Origin of the sequence: Aquabacterium sp. (assembly GCF_050725395.1) — a bacterium.
GTDB lineage: Bacteria > Pseudomonadota > Gammaproteobacteria > Burkholderiales > Burkholderiaceae_C > Aquabacterium.
On record NZ_JBOHHL010000027.1, the window covers coordinates 13,363 to 33,319 of the forward strand.

9 protein-coding genes are annotated in these 19,957 nt (G+C 64.8%); 8 read left to right on the forward strand and 1 reads right to left on the reverse strand.

Annotated features, from left to right (window positions below; translation table 11 throughout):
* The first annotated feature begins 141 nt into the window (after positions 1-141).
* The 8 genes from ACREB4_RS15555 (at position 142) to ACREB4_RS15590 (ending at position 18,642) form a co-directional block, all read left to right on the forward strand.
* Positions 142-2,658 carry a GGDEF domain-containing protein gene (locus tag ACREB4_RS15555; protein WP_431589141.1) on the forward strand — a complete coding sequence of 839 codons (2,517 nt, stop codon included), beginning with the start codon at positions 142-144 and terminating at the stop codon, positions 2,656-2,658.
* A 219-nt stretch (positions 2,659-2,877) separates the two neighbouring features.
* Positions 2,878-4,131: a glucose-1-phosphate adenylyltransferase gene (locus ACREB4_RS15560; protein ID WP_431589172.1), complete on the forward strand. Its 1,254-nt coding sequence runs from the start codon at positions 2,878-2,880 to the stop codon at positions 4,129-4,131.
* 10 nt (positions 4,132-4,141) lie between these two features.
* The gene (gene glgX, locus ACREB4_RS15565) at positions 4,142-6,307 is read left to right on the forward strand and encodes a glycogen debranching protein GlgX (RefSeq protein ID WP_431589142.1); all 2,166 of its coding nucleotides are present in this window, start codon (positions 4,142-4,144) and stop codon (positions 6,305-6,307) included.
* Positions 6,304-8,178 carry a malto-oligosyltrehalose trehalohydrolase gene (gene treZ, locus ACREB4_RS15570; protein WP_431589143.1) on the forward strand — a complete coding sequence of 625 codons (1,875 nt, stop codon included), beginning with the start codon at positions 6,304-6,306 and terminating at the stop codon, positions 8,176-8,178. The genes glgX and treZ overlap by 4 nt, the downstream gene beginning before the upstream one ends.
* Positions 8,179-8,184: 6 nt before the next feature.
* The gene (locus ACREB4_RS15575; RefSeq protein ID WP_431589144.1) at positions 8,185-13,350 is read left to right on the forward strand and encodes a malto-oligosyltrehalose synthase; all 5,166 of its coding nucleotides are present in this window, start codon (positions 8,185-8,187) and stop codon (positions 13,348-13,350) included.
* On the forward strand, positions 13,347-14,837 hold the full coding sequence (glgA, locus tag ACREB4_RS15580) for a glycogen synthase GlgA (protein WP_431589145.1): 1,491 nt from the start codon (positions 13,347-13,349) through the stop codon (positions 14,835-14,837). Before ACREB4_RS15575 ends, glgA begins: the two co-directional genes overlap by 4 nt.
* A gap of 48 nt (positions 14,838-14,885) precedes the next feature.
* Positions 14,886-15,380: a CBS domain-containing protein gene (locus ACREB4_RS15585; RefSeq protein WP_431589146.1), complete on the forward strand. Its 495-nt coding sequence runs from the start codon at positions 14,886-14,888 to the stop codon at positions 15,378-15,380.
* Between the two features lie 226 nt (positions 15,381-15,606).
* Positions 15,607-18,642 (forward strand): transglycosylase domain-containing protein, encoded by a 3,036-nt coding sequence (locus tag ACREB4_RS15590; RefSeq protein ID WP_431589147.1) that lies wholly within the window; start codon positions 15,607-15,609, stop codon positions 18,640-18,642.
* A 5-nt stretch (positions 18,643-18,647) separates the two neighbouring features.
* Here the strand turns inward: ACREB4_RS15590 and ACREB4_RS15595 are convergent, their stop codons facing one another.
* The gene (locus tag ACREB4_RS15595) at positions 18,648-19,895 is read right to left on the reverse strand and encodes a cation:proton antiporter (RefSeq protein WP_431589148.1); all 1,248 of its coding nucleotides are present in this window, start codon (positions 19,893-19,895) and stop codon (positions 18,648-18,650) included.
* Positions 19,896-19,957 lie beyond the last annotated feature (62 nt).

Consider the following 19,957-nt stretch of genomic DNA (forward strand, 5'->3'; position numbering starts at 1 on the left):
TCCAGTTGCGCTGTGGGGAAGTGAGTTGTTGTCGGCGCAAGCGCAAGCAGCCAGGCCTACCACTTGATGCGCAACTTCAACTTTTCCGATCGACGCAATCGGGACCGCCCCCCCGGGCATGCCGATGTCGCGACCGACTTCATGGACTCCGCCTTGGCGTGGCCCGAGTCGGGGTGGGGTGGTGCGGGCAGTGCGGGCAAGCCAGCCAAGCCGAAGCCCGTGAGCACCGCGCGCGCCGACCCCGGTTCGGTCGAGGCGGTGGTGGCCAAAGGCCACCGCTGGCTGGTGTTCCCGCCGGTGCTGGAAACCGCCTTCCAGGCTGAAACCGCCAGTTCACGGCGCCTGATGTTGTTGGCGTGCACCTTGGTGGGCATCCCGGCGTTCTGGATCGGTTCGATGAACGGTGACCGCTTGTTGCCAGACATGGCCGAGCTGCATGAACAGGCGCGCCTGCTGATCATGCTGCTCATGGTGGGCAGCGTGGGGGCCTCTTTCCTTTTTCCCAGAACCCTTCGCAAGAGCTGGCATTTCGAAGCGCTGACCATGGCCAATACCCTGGCCGTGAACTTCGCGCTGGTGCTGGTGGGCATGATCTCCAACGTGACCACCGCCTTCACGCACACGCAATGCCTGGTGTTGGTGGTGATGTACGCGGGCTTGGCAGCACGCCAGCGCTTCTGGTGGACCTTTGCCGGTGCGGGCTTCACGGTCGTGGCCTATGTGGCGCTGGTGAAAGCCAGCACACCTTTGCAAGAGCTGATCGTTGACCAGAACATCAAGTTGATGGTGGTGGCGTTCGCGTACACGCTGGTGCCCAACTATGCCTTCGAATATGGTGAAAGGCGGGCCTGGCTGCTGCGCCAGTTGGATGCCAAGCGGCGGACCGCGCTGGTCGACACGAGCGAGCGCCTGCGTTTGCTGTCGCAACGCGATCCCCTGACGGGCTTGTACAACCGCCGCCACTTCGATGGGGCCTTGCAGGCGGCCTGGAGGAACGCTCGTGCGGGGGCCCAGCCGCTGGCGGCGCTGATGGTCGACGTGGACCAGTTCAAGCTTTACAACGACACCCATGGGCACCCGGCCGGCGACGCCTGTCTGGAGCGCATCGCGGCGGTGCTGGAAGAGGCCGCCCAACGCGAGCAGGGATTGGCCGCGCGCCTGGGCGGCGAAGAGTTCGCGGTGTTGTTGCCAGGCCGGTCGGCGGACGAGGCCCTGGCGGTGGCCGAAGGCGTGTGCCAGGCCATCCGCGAACTGGGCATCGAACACCGGGCTTCACAGGTCGCCGAGCACGTGACCGTGAGCGTGGGGGTGGCCAGTGCCAGCCTGGCCAGCGTTTCGGCCCCGCCGGATTTGCTGGGCAGCGCGGACCGGGCCTTGTACCAGGCCAAGGCCGCTGGCCGGGACCGCGCGCTCGTGGGTGACACCACGGGCGAGACCACGCCCATGGCGGTGCCGGATCCTGTGGCGGCCCCGGTCTTTCGCAGCAACGGTCTGGAGCGGGTGCTCAACGAAGGCTACCCGTTCCAGCGCTTTCCGCCGGCCATCGAGGCGGAATACCAGTGTCAGCGGGCACCCTCGCGCCGCCGGCACCTGTTCTTCATGGCATGGCTGGGCTTGCTGTGCATCAATGTGTACGCGCTGCACAGCCGGGCCATGTTCTCCGATGTGCCCGACGATGTCGTGTTCACCATGTTGAAGGTGAGCGGGATCCTGGCCTGCCTGAGTCCCTTGCTGCTCACGCCGCTGCCCGGTTGGCTGCGCGAGATGCTCTACGCCGAGGGCATTTGCGTGGCCGCCGTGGTGGCGGTCTACATCGTCTCGCACAGCACACAAGTCACGTCATACAGTTTCCTCACCTCGCTGTTGTTCCTGCCCTTGTTCTCGGGCGTGGTGGGCCGGCAATCGGTGCTTTGCACCCTGGCGACGGTGATGGCCACCCTGGGCGCCGCCGCGGTGTTTTTGAACCCGGGCGATGACGAGCAATGGCTGGTCTACCGAGACACCTTGTTCATCGTGACCACGGCCAGCTTGTTCACCCTGGTGGCCGCGTACACCCTGGAGCGTGGCGCGCGCCGCCAATGGCTGTTGAGCGAGATGGAGCGGTTGGACCGCGCAGCGCTCACCGCAGCCACGCGCCGGCTGCACGAGCTGTCGATGAAGGATCCGCTGACGGGCCTGTCCAACCGCCGTCGCTTCGAGGCCGACTTCGCGCGCGTGTGGTCTCAGGCTCGGACCGACGGCCGGGGCGTGTCCCTGCTCATCATCGATGTCGATCACTTCAAGCTGTTCAACGATGGTTATGGGCACGCGGAAGGTGACCGTTGCCTGCAAAGGATCGCCGAGGTGTTGGCGCAGGCCGCCAGGGACCACTGGGGCTTCAGCGCACGCCTGGGTGGTGAGGAATTCGCCATCATCCTGCCTGGTCTGCCCGCGGTGCAGGCGGCTCGGGTGGCCGAACAGGTGTGCGCCACGGTGCGCGATGCCGATATCGAGCACCATTACTCGCAGACCGACAGCCGGGTCACCATCAGCATCGGCGTGGCCTGTTCGAGCACCGTCGCGGGCCCCGCCCGGGATTTGCTGGCCGCCGCAGACGATGCCGTGTACGCGGCCAAGAGCGCCGGCCGCGACCGCTGCGTCGTTCAACAGGCCGTTTAACGAGGCCTCTACAGGGCCAAAGGCAGCCGCAGCTTTTACAGGTGCTTGCGCATGGTTTACATGGCGAAATGCCTCGGTTTCCAGGTTTGAAGCGATGAGGGCATGGGCACGCCGATTGCCATGAGAAGGCATTGATCTTCTCCAAGGACCCGGCCATGAATGCAATCGTTGCGCGCCACGCCCGCCACGGCGACCCGACCCTCGCTCAAGGAGGCCGCCATGATCGCCGGTAAGAATGTGCTGGCCTTCGTCATGGCAGGCGGTGAGGGCACACGCCTCCACTCCCTCACGGCGGACCGTTGCAAGCCCTCGGTGCCTTTCAATGGCAAGCACCGCATTGTCGACTTTGTGCTCAGCAACCTGGTCAACTCGGAAATCTATTCGATCTACCTGTTGGTGCAGTACAAGTCTCAATCGCTGATCGAGCACGTGCGCCAGTCCTGGACCATGAGCCGTTTCATCCCCAACCATTTCATCACCGTCGTGCCGCCTCAGATGCAGCATGGCAAGGAGTGGTTCCAGGGCACGGCCGACGCGGTCTCGCAAAACATCCACCTGATCGAAAGCGCCCAGCCCGACCTGGTGGCGGTGTTCGGCGCCGACCACATCTACCGCATGGATGTGCGCCAGATGATCGAGTTCCACCTGCAATCCAACGCGGACGTGAGCATCGCGACCTTGCCCGTGCCGTTGGAGCAGACGCCGTCTTTCGGCATTGTCGAGATCGACGGCGAGCACCGCGTGGTGGATTTCATCGAGAAACCGCCGACGGCCAAGCCCATGCCTGGGCGGCCCGGCCATGCGCTGGCCTCGATGGGCAACTACATCTTCAAGGCGGACGTGCTGCTGCGCGAACTCAAGCGCGCCAAGGAAGCCGGTGAAAGCGATTTCGGCAAGGACATCCTGCCGCGCATGATGAAGACGCACAAGCTGGTGGCCTATGACTTCGCCACCAACAAGATCCCAGGTACCCAGCCTTATGAAGAGCCAGGCTATTGGCGTGACGTGGGCACGGTGGACGCCTACTTCGACGCCCACTTCGACACCCTCGGCGCCAAGCCCAAATTCCGCATGAGCAATCCGCAATGGCCCATCTACTCGTGCAATGACTCGGCCGAGTCGGCGCAAATCGAGAGCGGCATGATCAACCGTTCGGTGGTGGGTTCGGGCAGTGTCATCAATGGTGCCCGCCTGGACCATGCGATGTTGCGCCGCTCCGTCATCGTGGAGCCCGATGCCCAATTGGAGCATTGCATCGTGATGGAGCGTTCCGTGATCTGCGCGGGGGCGCGCATCAAGAATGCCATCATCGATCAGAACAACCACATCCCTCCTGGCGAGACCATCGGTCATGACCTGGCGAAAGACCGTCAACGTTTCCACGTGAGTGAAGGCGGGGTGGTGGTGGTGCCCAGAGGCTATTTCTCGGGCGCTGTGCCCGTGGAGCGCGATGTCACCAGCCGACACGCTTGATTGAACAGCAATGAAAAAAAAACCTCTGGGAGAAAACCCCTCGGCAGCGGAGGAAGACGCTCGGTCATGGCATTTTGAAGCCGGGCAGGCTTTTCCTTTGGGCGCGACTTTCGATGGCACCGGTGTCAACTTCGCGCTTTACTCGAGCGGGGCCGACAGGGTGGAGTTGTGCTTTCATGCGCCCGATGGTCGAGAGATACGCCGCTTTGAGTTGACCCGCAAGCTGCACCATGTCTGGCATGGCTATGTCCGGGGTTGCCCCGCCGGGTCGCTCTACGGTTACCGTGTGCATGGGCCCCACCGGCCCGAGGAGGGGCAGCGCTTCAACCCCAGCAAGCTGCTCATCGACCCCTATGCCAAAGCCATTGTCGGGTCAGTGAATTGGTCGCCAGCCCACTACGACTATGAGCTGGACGCGGTGGATGAAGACCTGGCGCAGAACAACGATGACAGCGCCCCGGGCATGCCCAAATCCCAGGTGGTGGACGACGCCTTCGACTGGGGTGATGACCGGCCGCCGCAGGTGCCATGGCGCGACACCATCTTCTACGAAGTGCACGTCAAGGGCCTGACGCAACGGCATCCCGAGGTACCCGAAGACAAGCGCGGCACCTACGCCGGTTTGGGCCAGCCTGCCGTGCTGGAGCACCTCAAGAAGCTGGGCGTGACCTCGGTCGAGCTGTTGCCGGTGCATGCCTTCATCGATGACCAGCGGCTGGTTGAAGAAGGCCTGCGCAATTACTGGGGCTACAACACCATCGGCTTCTTCGCGCCCGAGATGCGGTACAGCGCCTCGGGCTCGGTCAACGAGTTCAAGCAGATGGTGAAGGACCTGCACGCGGCTGGCTTGGAGGTGATCCTGGACGTGGTCTACAACCACACGGCCGAGGGCAACCACCTGGGCCCGACCTTGTGCTTCAAGGGCATCGACAACGCCACCTATTACCGCCTCAGCCCGGAGGACCCCCAGTACTACGTCGACTACACCGGCACCGGCAACACCCTCAACAGCCACCACCCCGTGGTGTTGCGGCTGATCATGGACAGTCTGCGCTACTGGGTCACGCAGATGCACGTGGACGGTTTCCGCTTCGACCTGGCCACCACCCTGGGCCGCAGCGCCTCTGCGTTTGACCACCACAGCAGCTTTTTCGCGACCCTGGCGCAGGATCCGGTGTTGTCGCGGGTCAAGCTGATCGCCGAGCCTTGGGACCTGGGTGACAACGGCTACCAGGTGGGGGGGTTCCCGCCAGGCTGGGTCGAGTGGAACGGCCTCTACCGCGATGCCGTGCGCGACTTCTGGCGCGGCCAGGAGCACACCGTGGCGGAGCTGTCTCGCCGCATGTGCGGCTCCAGCGACCTGTACGAGCACCGTGGCCGTTGTCCGACCGACAGTGTCAACCTCATCACCGTGCACGATGGTTTCACCTTGCGCGACCTGGTCAGCTACAACGACAAGCACAACGAGGCCAACCACGAGGACAACCGCGATGGCGAAAGCCACAACCGCAGTTGGAATTGTGGCGCCGAGGGCGAAACCGACGACGCGGCCATCAAGGCCTTGCGCCTGCAGCAGCAACGCAACCTGCTCACGACCTTGTTCTTGTCGCAAGGCACGCCACTGCTGTTGGGAGGAGACGAGGTCGGGCGCACGCAAGGCGGCAACAACAATGGCTATTGCCAGGACAGCGAAATCAGCTGGTTCGATTGGAACCTCTCGGAAGAACAGCAAGGCCTGCTGGCCTATGTGCAGCGTCTGATCGAGTTCCGAAAGGCCCAGCCCGGTTTGCGCCGCACCGACTTCCTGGATGGCCACATCGACGAAGACGGCCACCGCGACGTCACCTGGTTCGACGCCGATGGCAAGGAGATGACGCAAGAAGCCTGGGAGCAGCCAGAGGCCCGCACCGTGGCCTCCATGTTCTGCGGCCGGCACACCGGTGAATTCGACGAACATGGCCGACGCGCCAATGCCGAGACCCTGTTGATGCTGATCAACGGCCACCACGAGGATGTGCCCTTCACCCTGCCATCGCATTACGAGCAGAAGGAGTGGACCGCGCGCTTCGACACCAGCCATGACAATGGCCAGCCCGACCAGCAAGCTTGGCGAGCCGGCGATGTCTACCCCTTGGCCGCCCGATCGATGGTGGTGTTCACGCAGGACCCAGGATGAGCAGCAGACACGCCCATGCCATGCGCTTTGGCGCCCAGGTGCGCGAAAACGGCGGGGTTGACTTCCGCCTCTGGGCACCCGGCGCGAGGCGCGTAGAACTGGTGTTGAAAATCCAGGTGGCCGAAGGCGAGCGTTTCATCGAGGTCCACGGCGATGCCGGCGACGGCGACGAAGAGCCCTCTGCCAAGGATTGGTACCAGTTGTTCGTGCCCGAAGCGGTGCCTGGCACCCGCTACCGCTGGCGCATCGATGGCGAACTGGACGTGCCCGACCCGGCTTCGCGCAGCAACCCGGACGGTGTGCACGACTTCAGCGAAGTCATCGATCCCCGGGCTTTTGAATGGCGGCACGGCGAGTCCTGGCGAGGGCTGCCTTGGCATGAAGCCGTGATGTATGAAATGCACGTGGGCGCCTTCACGCCCCAAGGCACCTACGCCGCCGCACAGGCGCACCTGCCTGAATTGGCCACGCTGGGCATCACCGCCATCCAGCTGATGCCCCAGGCCAGTTACCCTGGCCGTTTTGGCTGGGGCTATGACGGCGTGCTGCCTTTCGCGCCGCAATGCAGCCACGGCTCGCCCGAGGACTTGAAGCGCTTCATCGACGCGGCCCATGGCCTGGGACTGATGGTGATGCTGGACGTGGTCTACAACCACTTCGGCCCCGATGGCAACTACTTGCCGCGTTATGCCCCGGCTTTCTTTTCGGACAAGCACCACACCGCCTGGGGGGCGGCCGTCAATTTCGATGGCCCTGGCAGCGCCACGGTGCGCGAGTTCTTCATCGACAACGCCCTGTACTGGCTGGACGAATACCGCTTCGACGGCCTGCGCTTCGACGCGGTCCACGCCATGCTGGACGACTCGCGGCCGGACATCATGGAGGCCTTGTCGGCCCGTGTCCGCCAGCGCTTCCCAGGCCGGCATGTGCACCTGGTGCTGGAGAACGACAGCAACGACGCTTCGCGCCTTGACGTGCCCGCCACGCCGCGCAAGTTCGAGGGACAGTGGAATGGCGACTTCCACCATCCTTTGCACGTGCTGCTCACCGGCGAACGCGATGGTTACTATGCCGAGTACACCGATGACCCCGTCGCGCAGTTGGCCACCAGCCTGACCGATGGCTTGGTGTGGCAGGGGGGGCCGCACAACTGGGAGCATGCCCAGCCCCGCCGCCGGACCTCGTCCGCTCAACCGCTGCTCAACATGGTCAACTTTTTGCAGAACCATGACCAGGTGGGCAACCGTGCGATGGGTGATCGCCTGGCGCAATTGGTGGATGAACCCGCCTTGAGGCTGGTCACTGCGCTGCACTTGCTGAATCCGCCGCCGCCCATGTTGTTCATGGGCGAGGAGGCTGGCGCGGTCACGCCCTTCCTGTATTTCAGCGATTGGAGCGGCGAGTTGCGCCAGGCGGTGACCGAAGGCCGGCGGAAGGAGTTCGCGCAGTTCCCGCAGTTTTCCGATGCCGAGACGCGGGCCTTGATCCCCGATCCCTGCGACGAACAGACCTTCTTGCGCAGCAAGCTCGACTGGGCCGCGAGGGCAGGGCCGCAGGGACAACGTTGGCTTGCCTACCACCGAGAGCTGCTGACCCTGCGGCAATTGTGGATCACGCCGCACCTGCCCAGCCTGTGCACGGGCTTGCACCGCGCCGATCGCATCGGGGACAAGGCACTGCGCGTGCACTGGACTTTTGGCGCCGGTCTGATGTTGCGCATGGCGATCAACCTGTCGGACCAGACCGTGAGCTTGTCCAGCACCGACCAGACCATGCCGGTGGAGCGCGCGCTCTTCATGGCTGGCGATGTGTCCGGCCACACCCTGGGCCCCTGGTCCGGATGCTGGTGGCTGGACCGAACCAGAAGCTGAGCACCCATGACCGACCACCACGCGCCATCCGAACCCCTTGAAGCCCTGTGTGAGCGATTCGGTCTCGCGAGCCACTACGATGATTTCTGGGGCCACCGCCGCCAGGTTCCACCAGACTCGCTGCGCAAGCTCCTCAAGGCCGCAGGCATCGATGCCGACACGGATGACGCGGCGCGCCGGGCTCTGGACGGTGCCGGATTGCAAGCCGAAACCGGTGTGCTGCCGCCCGTGGTGGTGGTGCGCCAGGGGCAGGGCGCGCGCATCACGGCGCGCCTGGGCATGTCGTCGAATCCGGCCCGTGATTCGGATGGCCGCTACACCTGGACGCTCGAGTGCGACAACGCGGACCGTTTCGGTGGCCTGATTTTCGCGGACGCCAAGCAGGGCCCCGGCGCTTTCACGGTCGACATCGATTTGCCGCAGAACCTCAAGCCCGGCTACCACCAACTGGTCCTGAAATTGGCGGCCCAGGCCCAGGGCGAGTTGGCCCGAACCCGTGTCATTGTTTGCCCACCGCGCTGTTTCGAGCCCAAGGTGCTCAAGCAGGGCGAACGGCTCTGGGGGCCCAGCATCCAGCTCTATGCCCTGCGCTCCAACGACAACTGGGGCATCGGCGATTTTTCGGACCTCAAGCGCTTGCTGGAAATCATGGCCGGGCAGGGCGCGTCTTTCGTCGGGCTGAATCCGCTGCACGCCTTGTTCCCGCACGAGCCCGAGCGGGCCAGTCCTTACAGCCCGTCCAGCCGGGATGCGATGAACGTGCTGTACATCGACGTGACTGCGGTGTCCGACTTCAACGAATGCCTGTTCGCTCGCGACTTGGTCAACCGCCCGGAGTTCCAGCAAAGGCTGCAGGCGCTGCGCGAGCCCGAGATCGTCAACTACAACGGCGTGGCCGCTGCCAAATTCGAAGTGCTGGAGGTTTTGTTCAAGCACTTCCACCTGCGCCACCTGTCCACCGAAACGCGCCGAGGCCGTGCCTTCAGGGCCTACCAGGCCGAGCGTGGCGTGGGCTTGCGCCGCCAAGCCCTGTTCGAGGCCCTGCAATCGCATTTCCACGCGCAGGATTCATCGGTGTGGGGCTGGTCGCGCTGGCCTGAAGCCTACCGCGATCCCCGTTCGTCCGCCGTGGCCGAGTTCGAGCGTGAGCATGAGGCTCATGTGGAGTTTTTCGAATACCTGCAATGGCAAGCCGAGCTGCAACTGCAATCAGCCTGCGCGCGGGCAGAGTCGCTGGGCATGGCCATTGGCCTGTACCGCGACCTGGCCGTGGGCGTGAACGAGGGTGGGGCGGACACCTGGGCGCACCAGGGCCTGTACGCGATGGGCCTCCACGTGGGGGCACCACCCGAGGAATACAACCTCGCGGGCCAGGACTGGGGCCTGCCGCCCGTCATCCCCTCGCGTTTGCGTGAGCAAGGTTTTCAGCCCTTCATCGACACCTTGCGTGCCAACATGCGCTGCGCGGGCGCCTTGCGCATCGACCACGTGATGGCCTTGATGCGCTTGTTCTGGATTCACCCCGAAGATGGCGCCAAGGCTGGCGCCTACATGAACTACCCCTTCGAAGAAATGATGGGCATCCTGGCCTTGGAGAGCCACCGCCACCGCTGCCTCGTCATCGGCGAAGACCTGGGCACAGTGCCGCCCCGGATGCGCGAAGCGATGCGCGAACAGTACCTGCTGTCCTACTGCCCCTTGTTCTTCGAACGCCTGCACGATGGCCGTTTCAAGCCACCGGCCGACTGGGTGCCGCAGGCCCTGGCGGTGGTCAGCACGCACGACCTGCCCACGCTGCGCGGTTTCTGGAATGGCAAGGACGTGGACCTGCGGTCTGAATTGGGCCTGTACCCGAGTGATGAACTGCGTGCCCAGCAGGTGGTGTCTCGCGCGCAGGACCGCGCTCAGCTGCTGCTGGCCTTGGAGCAGGCCGGCGTCACGCCCCAGGATGCCAGCGTGCACCCGCCCACCATGGACGACACCTCGCCCGCCTTCACCGACGCGGTCTACAGCTTTCTGGGCCGCACGCCCTCGCAGCTCGTTGGCGTGCAACTGGAAGACGTCACCCAGCAGCTCATCCAGGTCAACATTCCGGGCACCAGTGAATCGCAATTTCCCAACTGGCGCCGCAAGCTCGGGGTCACGCTCGAGGCACTGGCTGGTGATCCTCGCCTGCTGTCGGTGTCCGAGGCCTTGCGGCGTGTGCGCCCAAGCGATGCCGCCCCTCAGGGCTTGGCCAGCGACCTGCCGGCCTTGTCCACGGCGGACATCCCGCGGGCAACCTACCGCGTGCAGCTGCACAAAGGCTTTCGCTTCAGCGATGCCATGCACATCGTGCCCTACCTGGACGCCCTGGGCATCAGCCACCTCTACACCTCGCCTTACCTGAAGGCCCGCGCCGGCAGCACGCACGGCTACGACATCATCGACCACAACGCCCTGAACCCGGAGATCGGCGACGAGTCCGATTTTGAGCAGTTGTGCGCCTGCCTGGCGCGTCACGGCATGCGGCAACTGATCGACATCGTGCCCAACCACATGGGCGTGCTGGAGGCCGACAACGCTTGGTGGCTGGATGTGCTGGAAAGCGGCCCGGCGTCGCTCCATGCCGAGACCTTCGACATCGAGTGGAACCCGCCCGCCCCTGAGCTGGTCGGCAAGGTGCTCCTGCCGGTGCTGGGCGACCAGTATGGCAAGGTGTTGGAAGCGGGTGAGCTGCAGCTGTCCTTCGACGCGGCGGCGGGCGAGTTCTGGATCCACTATTACGATCACCGATTTCCCATTGACCCCCGGCATTACTCGGACGTCATGGCCGCCGCACCCGCGCCCATCTCCGCCGATGAAGCCACCAGCGAGGGCATCCAGATCGTGCAGTCGCTGCTGCACGCCTTGGCCGGGCTGCCACCCCGGGACGACCTGTCGGCCGAAGCACGCGCCGTGCGTCACCGCGACAAGGGCTTGCACAAGCGGCGCCTGGCCCAGCTGACCGAGCGCTTTGCGTGGCTGCCAGGCTGGATCGATGCCAGCCTGAAAGCCCTCAACGGCACGCCCGGCGATGCCAGCAGCTTCAACGCCCTGGACGGCTTGATCCGCCAGCAGGCCTACCGCCTGGCCTTCTGGCGCGTGGCGGGCGACGACATCAACTACCGCCGATTCTTCGACATCAGCACCCTCGCTGCCGTCCGCATGGAACGTGAAGAGGTTTTCGAGGCCACGCACCGCACCATTTTCCAGTGGCTGGCACAAGGCAAGGTGCATGGCTTGCGCATCGACCACCCCGATGGCCTGTGCGACCCGCAAGGCTATTTCAAGCGATTGCAGGCGCGCTACGCGAGCACCATGCGCGCCGTGGACGAGGAGGGCACTCCACCCAAGGCCCTCTACCTGGCCGTCGAGAAAATCCTGGCCGACCACGAACGCTTGCCGCAAGACTGGCCAGTGCATGGCGGCACCGGTTACCGCTATTCGAACCTGGTCAATGGCGTGTTCGTCGATGGCGAGCAAGAAGACCAGTTCGACCGTCTGTATGCGGACTTCATTGGCGACAGGCTGGTGTTCGACGACGTGCTGTACCAGGCCAAGCTCGACATCATCGCCACCTCCTTGTCCAGCGACCTGGAAGTGCTGACCGAAGCCTTGCACCGCATTGCCCAAGCCGATCGCCGCACCTGCGACTTCACCCGCAACCGCTTGCGCGTGGCCTTGAGCGCCATGGCCGCCGCCTTCCCCGTCTACCGCACTTACATTGGCGAGCGTGGCTTCAGCGATGCCGATCGCCAGCACCTCGACTGGGCCGCCGCTGCGGCCAAACGGCGGAGCCGGGCTTCCGAGGTCAGCGTGATCGACTACCTGCGCGACACCTTGCTGGGCGCGCAGAGCGAACCCGATCCCGAGCGCCGCCAGGCCATGCTCAACCTGGCCTACCGTTGGCAGCAGTTCACGGCGCCGGTCATGGCCAAGTCCATGGAGGACACGGCTTTCTACCGGCATCACCGCCTCGCCTCGTTGAACGATGTGGGTGGCGATCCCCGCCATTTCGGCTTGTCGGTCAGTGCATTTCATGCGGCCAACCAGCACCGGGCCCGCTTCACGCCCCACAACATGCTGGCCACGTCAACCCACGACACCAAGCGTTCAGAAGATGTGCGCACCCGCATCGACGTGCTGTCGGAAATCCCGCAAGCCTGGCAGGCCGCCATCGAGCGCTGGCAGGCCATGAACCACAAGCGCGCCACGCGCATCGACGGCGTGCTGGCGCCCACGCCCGGCGACGAATACCTGCTGTACCAGACCCTGGTGGGCGTGTGGCCTCTGGAACTGGTGGACTGCGACACCTTGGCGGAACTGTGCCGGCGCGTCCAGGCCTACATGCTCAAGGCGGTTCGCGAGGCCAAGGAACAGACCAGCTGGATCAATCCCAACGAGGCCTACGAGTCGGCGCTGGCACGGTTCATCGATGCATTGCTGGGCCAACTGGAGCCCAATCCCTTCTTGAAGGACCTGCAATCCTTCGTGGACCAGATCGCGCCCTTTGGCGCCCTCAACAGCCTCAACCTGGTGGCGTTCAAGCTGACCTCGCCTGGGGTGCCCGACATCTACCAGGGCTGCGAGACCTGGAACTTCAGCCTGGTCGACCCGGACAACCGCCGCCCCGTGGACTTCGAGGCCCTGCAGGCGCGCCACGCGCGGCTTCAGGCCTTGTTCGCGGGCGGCCGTGCCGAGGCGCAAGGCTTGATCGATCTGCGAGACCAGTGGCGCGAAGGGGGCCTCAAGATGCTCGTCACCTGGCGCCTTCTGCAACTGCGCGCCCGCCAACCCGAGCTGTTCAGCCGGGGCCAATACCAGGCGCTGACGGTGGATGGGCCAGCTGCCCGCCATGTGGTCGCCTGGGCGCGCAGCCTGGACGGCCGGCACAGCCTCACCATTGGCAGCCGCTTGCTGCACACGCTGGCACAAGGCGATCCGCGGGCCTTGCATGCGTCGGCTTGCTGGGGCGGCACGCGGGTGGATTTGCCCACCGATGCGCCGCATCAATGGCGAGATGTGTTGACCGGCCGAACCCTGGAAACCGGCCCCAGCGGCGGCTTTGCCTTGTCCGAACTTTTCACGCACTGGCCGGTGGCGGTGCTGGTGTCCGAACCGCCCGAGGACCGGGAATCGACTCACCCATGAAAACTTTGTTCGTCACGCCCGAATGCGCCCCCTGGATCAAGACCGGTGGGCTGGGTGAGGTGTCCGCCGCCTTGCCCAAGGCCCTCTCCGGATTGGGCCACGATGTCAAGGTGCTGATGCCCGCCTACCGCAGCCTGCGGGGCCTGCTGGACGAGGGCCGGGTGCTGGCCGAGATCCCGGCGCAAGGTGCCTGGCCAGCGGCCAGGCTGATTCAAGCGTCCCCTCCGCTCAACCAGGCCGCGGGCTTCACCCTGTGGTTGCTGGACTGTCCTGCGCTCTACGATCTGGCGGGAGGCCCTTACCAGGACGAGGGCAGCCAGGACCATGCCGACAATGCTGTTCGTTTTGGCTGGTTGAGCCAGGTGGCGGCAATGCTGGGCAGCGACCTGAGCCCTGTGCCTGGCTGGCAAGCCGACATCGTCCATTGCAACGACTGGCCGACGGGGCTCGCGCCTGTCTACCTGAGCCGCCTGCCAGGCCGGGCCGCCAGTGTCATGACCATCCACAACCTGGCCTTCCAGGGCTTGTTTCCACTGGACCAAGTGTCCAGGCTGGAATTGCCCGATGAGTGGCTGGGCATCGATGGGCTGGAGTATTGGTCGAAGCTGTCGTTCATGAAAGGTGGCTTGCAGTTCGCCGATGCGATCACCACCGTCAGCCCCACCTATGCGCGCGAGATCCAGCAGGAACCGCTGGGCTTTGGCCTGCAAGGCGTGCTGCGCGAACACGCGGGCCGCCTGCACGGCATCCTCAACGGCATCGACACGGCCGTGTGGAATCCTGCGGTCGACGCCTTCATCCCCCAACGTTACGACGCCACCAGCTTCAGGGCCGGCAAGCTGGCCAACAAGGGCGCCTTGCAAATCCGCTGCCAGCTCAAGCCCGATCCGGACGCCATGCTGTTTGGCGTGGTGAGCCGCCTGACCGAGCAAAAAGGCACCGACCTGATCGTGCAGGCCGCGCAGGAGATCCTGGCCGGCGGCGGCCAATTGGTCATGCTGGGCAAAGGCGATCTGGCGCTGGAGCAATCCCTGCGAGAACTGGCCGAGGCGCATCCCGCACAAGTGTCCGTGACGATCGGTTTCGATGAAAGCCTGGCCCACTTGATCGAGGCCGGTGCCGATTGTTTCCTGATGCCCTCCCGCTTCGAGCCCTGTGGGCTGAATCAGCTGTACAGCCTGGCCTATGGCACCCCGCCCATCGTGCATGCCACCGGCGGACTGGCCGATTCCGTGGTTGATGAGTCGCGCGACCCGGAATTGGCCAACGGCTTCGTGTTCTTCCAGCCCACGACCGAAGCCTTGGTCTTCGCCATCCGGCGCGCTTTTGGCCGTTACCGCGACCCTGTGGCTTGGGAGCGGCTGGTGCAATCCGGGATGCGCCAGCAGCTGGACTGGTCGGTCAGTGCCACGCTTTATGAATCGCTCTACCGTGAGCTTTGTGTCAGGCCTGTGTCGGTGGCGCGGAACAGGTACATCGCTTGCTGAAAAAAAGATGGGCTTCAAGCCCGCTTTTTCTCAGCCAAGGAGACCGACATGACACAAGTGGCCCAAGTGATGACTTCCGGTGTGCGCTCGATGCTGCCCAGTGACAGCCTGCAATTCGCGGCGCAGGCCATGGACGAGCTCAACGTTGGCGTGATCCCCGTTTGTGACGGTGAGCGGCTGATCGGCATGGTGACCGACCGGGACATCACCGTGCGAGGCGTGGCGCAAGGCCGTCCCGCCGACAGCACGCCCATCAGCGAGGTGATGAGCGAAAACGTGCGCTGGGTGTTCGAGGACCAGTCCCTGGACGAAGCGGCGGCCCAGATGCAGTACGCCCAGATCCGCCGCTTGCCCGTGCTTGACCGCAACCACCGGCTGGTGGGCATGCTGGCGCTGGGCGACGTTGCGACCAAGACCTACGGCGAAGCCGCCGGTGACGTGTTGTCCAATGTTTCCGAGCCTGCCGAACCCGATCGTTCGGGCAATTCGGCCGCCGCAGGCCCCGCAGCGGGGGGCTTGGAGGCCGGACATCAGCGCCATTGAGCGATCCCGACGAGGGTTATCTGGACCCTGGCCGTTGCGCCCAACACACAGCGGGCGCTGCAAGGCGAAAGAACCGGGAAAGCCACAGCCATTTTTGCTGCTGAAAATGGCCGATCCGTTTTATGCTGGATTTTGAGAATGGCCTGCCTGGGCCGCTCACCAGTGGCCTGTTTTCCCAGCTGAGTGTCCCTTGACCGTACCCAACACCAAGTCTTCCAGAACAGCTGTGCGTTTGCTTGCCGGCGGCGTCGTGGTACTCGTCATCGGGGCCGCGGCTTATGTGGTTTCCGATGAGGCGCAGACGTCCCGATGGCAAGCCCGGTACCTGAGCGGCCTGGCCCAGGGCCTGACCTACAAGGTCGAGGCCGGTCCCAGCGGCGCCCTCAGTTTTCCCCAACCCGGGCCGTACGACGACCGGATGGGCTACAGCCACATCCCTGATTTCGTCAAGCGGCTGGGCTTCCAGGGCTACCAGGTCAGCGCCCAGGCGCGCATGTCCGACGACCTGTTGCACGTCACGGGCAAAGGCATTTTCACGGCCTACCACGAGCCCACCCAGGCTGGCCTGCAGATCCTGGATTGCAGTGGCCAGGCCATGTACGCCGTGCGCTTCCCAGAACGGGTCTACCCCAGTTTCGAGGCCATCCCCGATCCATTGGTGGACGCCCTGTTGTTCATCGAGAACCGCGAGCTGCTGGATGCCACCTACCCCACGCACAACCCCGCCATCGAATGGAGCCGCTTGGGCAAGGCGGTGATCACGCAGGTGGCGCGCCATGTCAGCGATGCACAAGGCCAGGCCGGCGGCAGCACCCTGGCCACCCAGATCGAGAAGTACCGCCACTCGCCCGACGGCCGCACGTCCTCGATGAAGGAAAAACTGCGTCAGGTGGCGTCGGCCTCGGTGCGCGCCTACCTGGATGGCGAGGACACCCGGGGTGCCCGCCGCCGCATCGTGCTGGACTACGTCAATTCGGTGCCGCTCTCTGCCAAACCGGGCGTGGGCGAGGTCCACGGTGTCGGTGATGGCCTGTGGGCCTGGTATGGCCGCGATTTTGCCGAAGTCAATGCCTTGCTGAGCGCGGCCGTCAAGTCACCGGCCAAAGCGGGCAGTTCGGAGTTGGCCCGACAGGCCGAGGCCTACAAGCAAGTGCTGTCGCTGTTCATCGCTCAGCGCCGCCCTTCGTACTACCTGGTCGATGGCCACGATGACCTGCAAAGGCTGGCCGACAGCCACCTGCGCATCCTGGCCAGTGCCAACCTGATTCCCGTGGCCCTGCGCGACGCGGCTTTGCCCATCAAGCTGAAATTACACCCCGTGCAGCCCACGGAGCGCCCGGTGTCCTTCGTGGACCGCAAGGCCATCACCGCCATGCGGTCGACCTTGTCCACCATGCTGAAGGTGCCGCGCCTGTACGACCTGGACCGCCTGGACCTGAAAACCAACAGCACGCTGGATGGCGAATTGCAACGCGCGGCCACGCGCCTGCTCAGTGACCTGAAGGACCCCAAGGCCGCCAAGGCGCAGGGCCTGTACGGTTTCCACATGCTCCAGGAGGGCGATGACCCCAGCCGGCTGACCTTGAGCTTCACCCTGTTCGAGCGCTCGGGACAGGCCAACTTGCTGCGCGTGCAAAGCGACAACCTCGACCAGCCCTTCGACATCAACGAAGGCGCCAAGCTGGACCTGGGCTCCACTGCCAAGCTGCGCACGCTGATCAGTTACCTCAAGATCATCGCCGAGTTGCACGCGCAGTACAGCCCCATGAGCGAAGAGGAGCTGAGCGGTGTGCCGGTTCAACGCAAGGACGTGCTGCGCCGCTGGGCGCGTGACTACTTGCTGGATGCCAAGGACAAAGGCCTCAAGCCCATGCTCGAAGCGGCCATGGACCGCAGGTACTCAGGCAGCCCTGGCGAGACCTTTTACACCGGAGGCGGCGCGCACCACTTCAACAATTTCGAGCCCGAAGAAGACGGTCGGATGTTCGACCTGCGCGAGGCTTTCCAGCACTCCGTCAACCTGGTGTTCATCCGCCTGATGCGCGATGTGGTGCACAGCTACATGGCCAACAACGGCAAGGCCGACCGTGACTTGCTGGAGGACTCCGACGACCCGCGCCGCCAGGAATACCTGGCCCGTTTCGCCGACAGCGAAGGCCGTGAATTCCTGCACCGGTTCTACAAAAAATACCGCGACAAGACGCCCGAGGAAGCGCGTGCGCAACTCATCAAGCGAGCCAACCAGGCCCCGTCGCGCCTGGCCGCGATGTTCCGGGGCATCGAGCCGGAAGCTTCGCTGGCCGAATTCAGTGCTTTCATGAACGAGCAAGTGCCGCAGCGAGAGCTGACCGAGGCCAAGTTGCAGCGCCTGTACGACGACTATGCGCCCGACAAGTTCTCGCTGGCCGACCGGGGTTACATCGCCCGTGTCCACCCGCTGGACCTCTGGCTGGTCGCCTACATGAAGGTCCACCCCAAGGCGACCCTGACCGAGGTGGTGGCCGCGAGTCGCGAGCAGCGGCAGGAAGTCTACGGCTGGTTGTTCAAGACCCGCCACAAGACGGCCCAGGACACCCGCATCCGCAACCTGCTCGAGCGCGATGCTTTCGCCGAGATCAACAAGGATTGGCGCCGCCTGGGTTATCCCTTCTCGTCCTTGACACCGTCATACGCCTCGGCGCTGGGCGCCTCCGGCGATCGACCCGCGGCGCTGGCCGAACTGATGGGCATCATCGTCAACAAGGGCATGCGCATGCCGGTCAGCAAGCTGCAGCGCCTGGATTTCGCGGCGGGCACGCCCTTCGAGACCCGCCTGGAGCAGAACGCGGCCAAGGCCGAACGCGTTTTGCCCGAAGAGGTGGCCGAAGTGGTGCGCAGCACCTTGCTCATGGTGGTCGATGGCGGCACGGCGAAGCGCCTGAAGGGTGCCTTCGTGATGCCGGATGGCAGCGCCATCGAAGTGGGCGGCAAGACCGGCACCGGTGACCACCGCTTCGATGTCCACGGACCCGGTGGTGGCCTGATTTCATCTCGGGTCGTCAACCGCTCGGCCACCTTCGTGTTCCTGATCGGCGACCGCTTCTTCGGCACCCTCACGGCCTATGTGCACGAGCCCTATGCCGCCAAGTACACCTTCACCAGTGCCTTGTCCGCGCAGGTGCTGCGGTCCTTGGCGCCTGCGCTGCTGCCCATGATTCAAGAAAAAGCGCCTGATGGCCCCGGCAGTTGCCGCAAGAAGGAGGCCCTGGTGGCGAACCGCTGACGCCGCTAGGTGCCGGGTTCGCGCTTGCGCTTCTTCATGTAGTGGCCCATCAAGGGTGTGGCGCTGATGCCGTGTGCCACGATGGACACGCAGATCGCGATCATGACGGCGTTGGTCAGCGTGCGCGCCGTGCTGCCGTCCACGCCATGGTTGACGGCATAGGCCAGGTAGTAAACCGAGCCCACCCCCCTGATGCCGAACCAGGCCAACAGGCGCCGTTGCGGCCAGGCCATCAAGTGCGAAGGCACGGTGGCCAGCACCGACAGGGGACGCACCACCAACATCACCAGCAGGGCAAACGCCAGGGTTTGCCACGTCCAGGCCACCGAGGTCAGGGAGGCCCCGATCACCAGCACGATGGCGACTTCGGCCAGGTTCTCGGTCTGGGCGCTGAAATGGATCAGTCGCGAGGAATGCGCGCCGTCGGGTTTGGCTGTCTTGTCGGCCCTCAAACTCCGCTCCGTTCGGGCCAGGGCGCCACCCGCGGCGAACACGGCCAGAAAGCCATAGGCGTGGATGAGCAGCGCGGCACCGTAGACCAGGGCGATCACGCCACAGGTCAGGAACTCCTCTGCCTCCAGCGGGGATCCGCGCTGGCGCAAGGCATGCACCGACCGGCCCACCACCAGGCCGCACAGCCATCCCAGGCCCACGCCCGAAACGACGGCCCACGCCACGTCCATGGTCAGCCAGCGCCAGCCCATGTCGCCGATGTCGTGCAGGCCCATCAGGCCCAGCGCCAGCATCACGACCGGAAAGGCCGCCCCATCGTTGATGCCGCCTTCCGCGGTCAGCGCGAAGCGCAGGCCATCGCGGTCGTCCGGATGCCGGACCTGCACTTCGGAGGCCAGCACCGGGTCGGTCGGCGACAGGATCGCGCCCAGCAGCAGCAAGGCGGGCCAGGGCAGGTCGAACAGCAGCCAGCCCACTGAGGCGATGCCCGCCGTGGTGATGACCATGCCGACCGTGGCCAGGCGCAAGGGCACGGCCCACCCCGACAAGGAGAAAGGCACCCGCAGGCGCAAACCGACGGTGAACAAGGTGACCAGCACCGCGACCTCGGTCAGCACTTCCAGCCAGGCCATGCTGTCCAGGGGCGACACATTGAGCATGCGCACACCCAGCGGACCAATGAGCGCGCCCACACCCAGGTACACGATGGCAGGCGACATGGGCAACCGTTTCACCAGGTGGTTGGTGAAGGCCATCACGATCAACACCGTCCCCACCAACACGAACCAAGCGATCTGCATGCCGAATCCAAGCGCCCGAAAAGCCTTCGTCATTGACCCTAGCAATGCGGGTGCCCAACCCG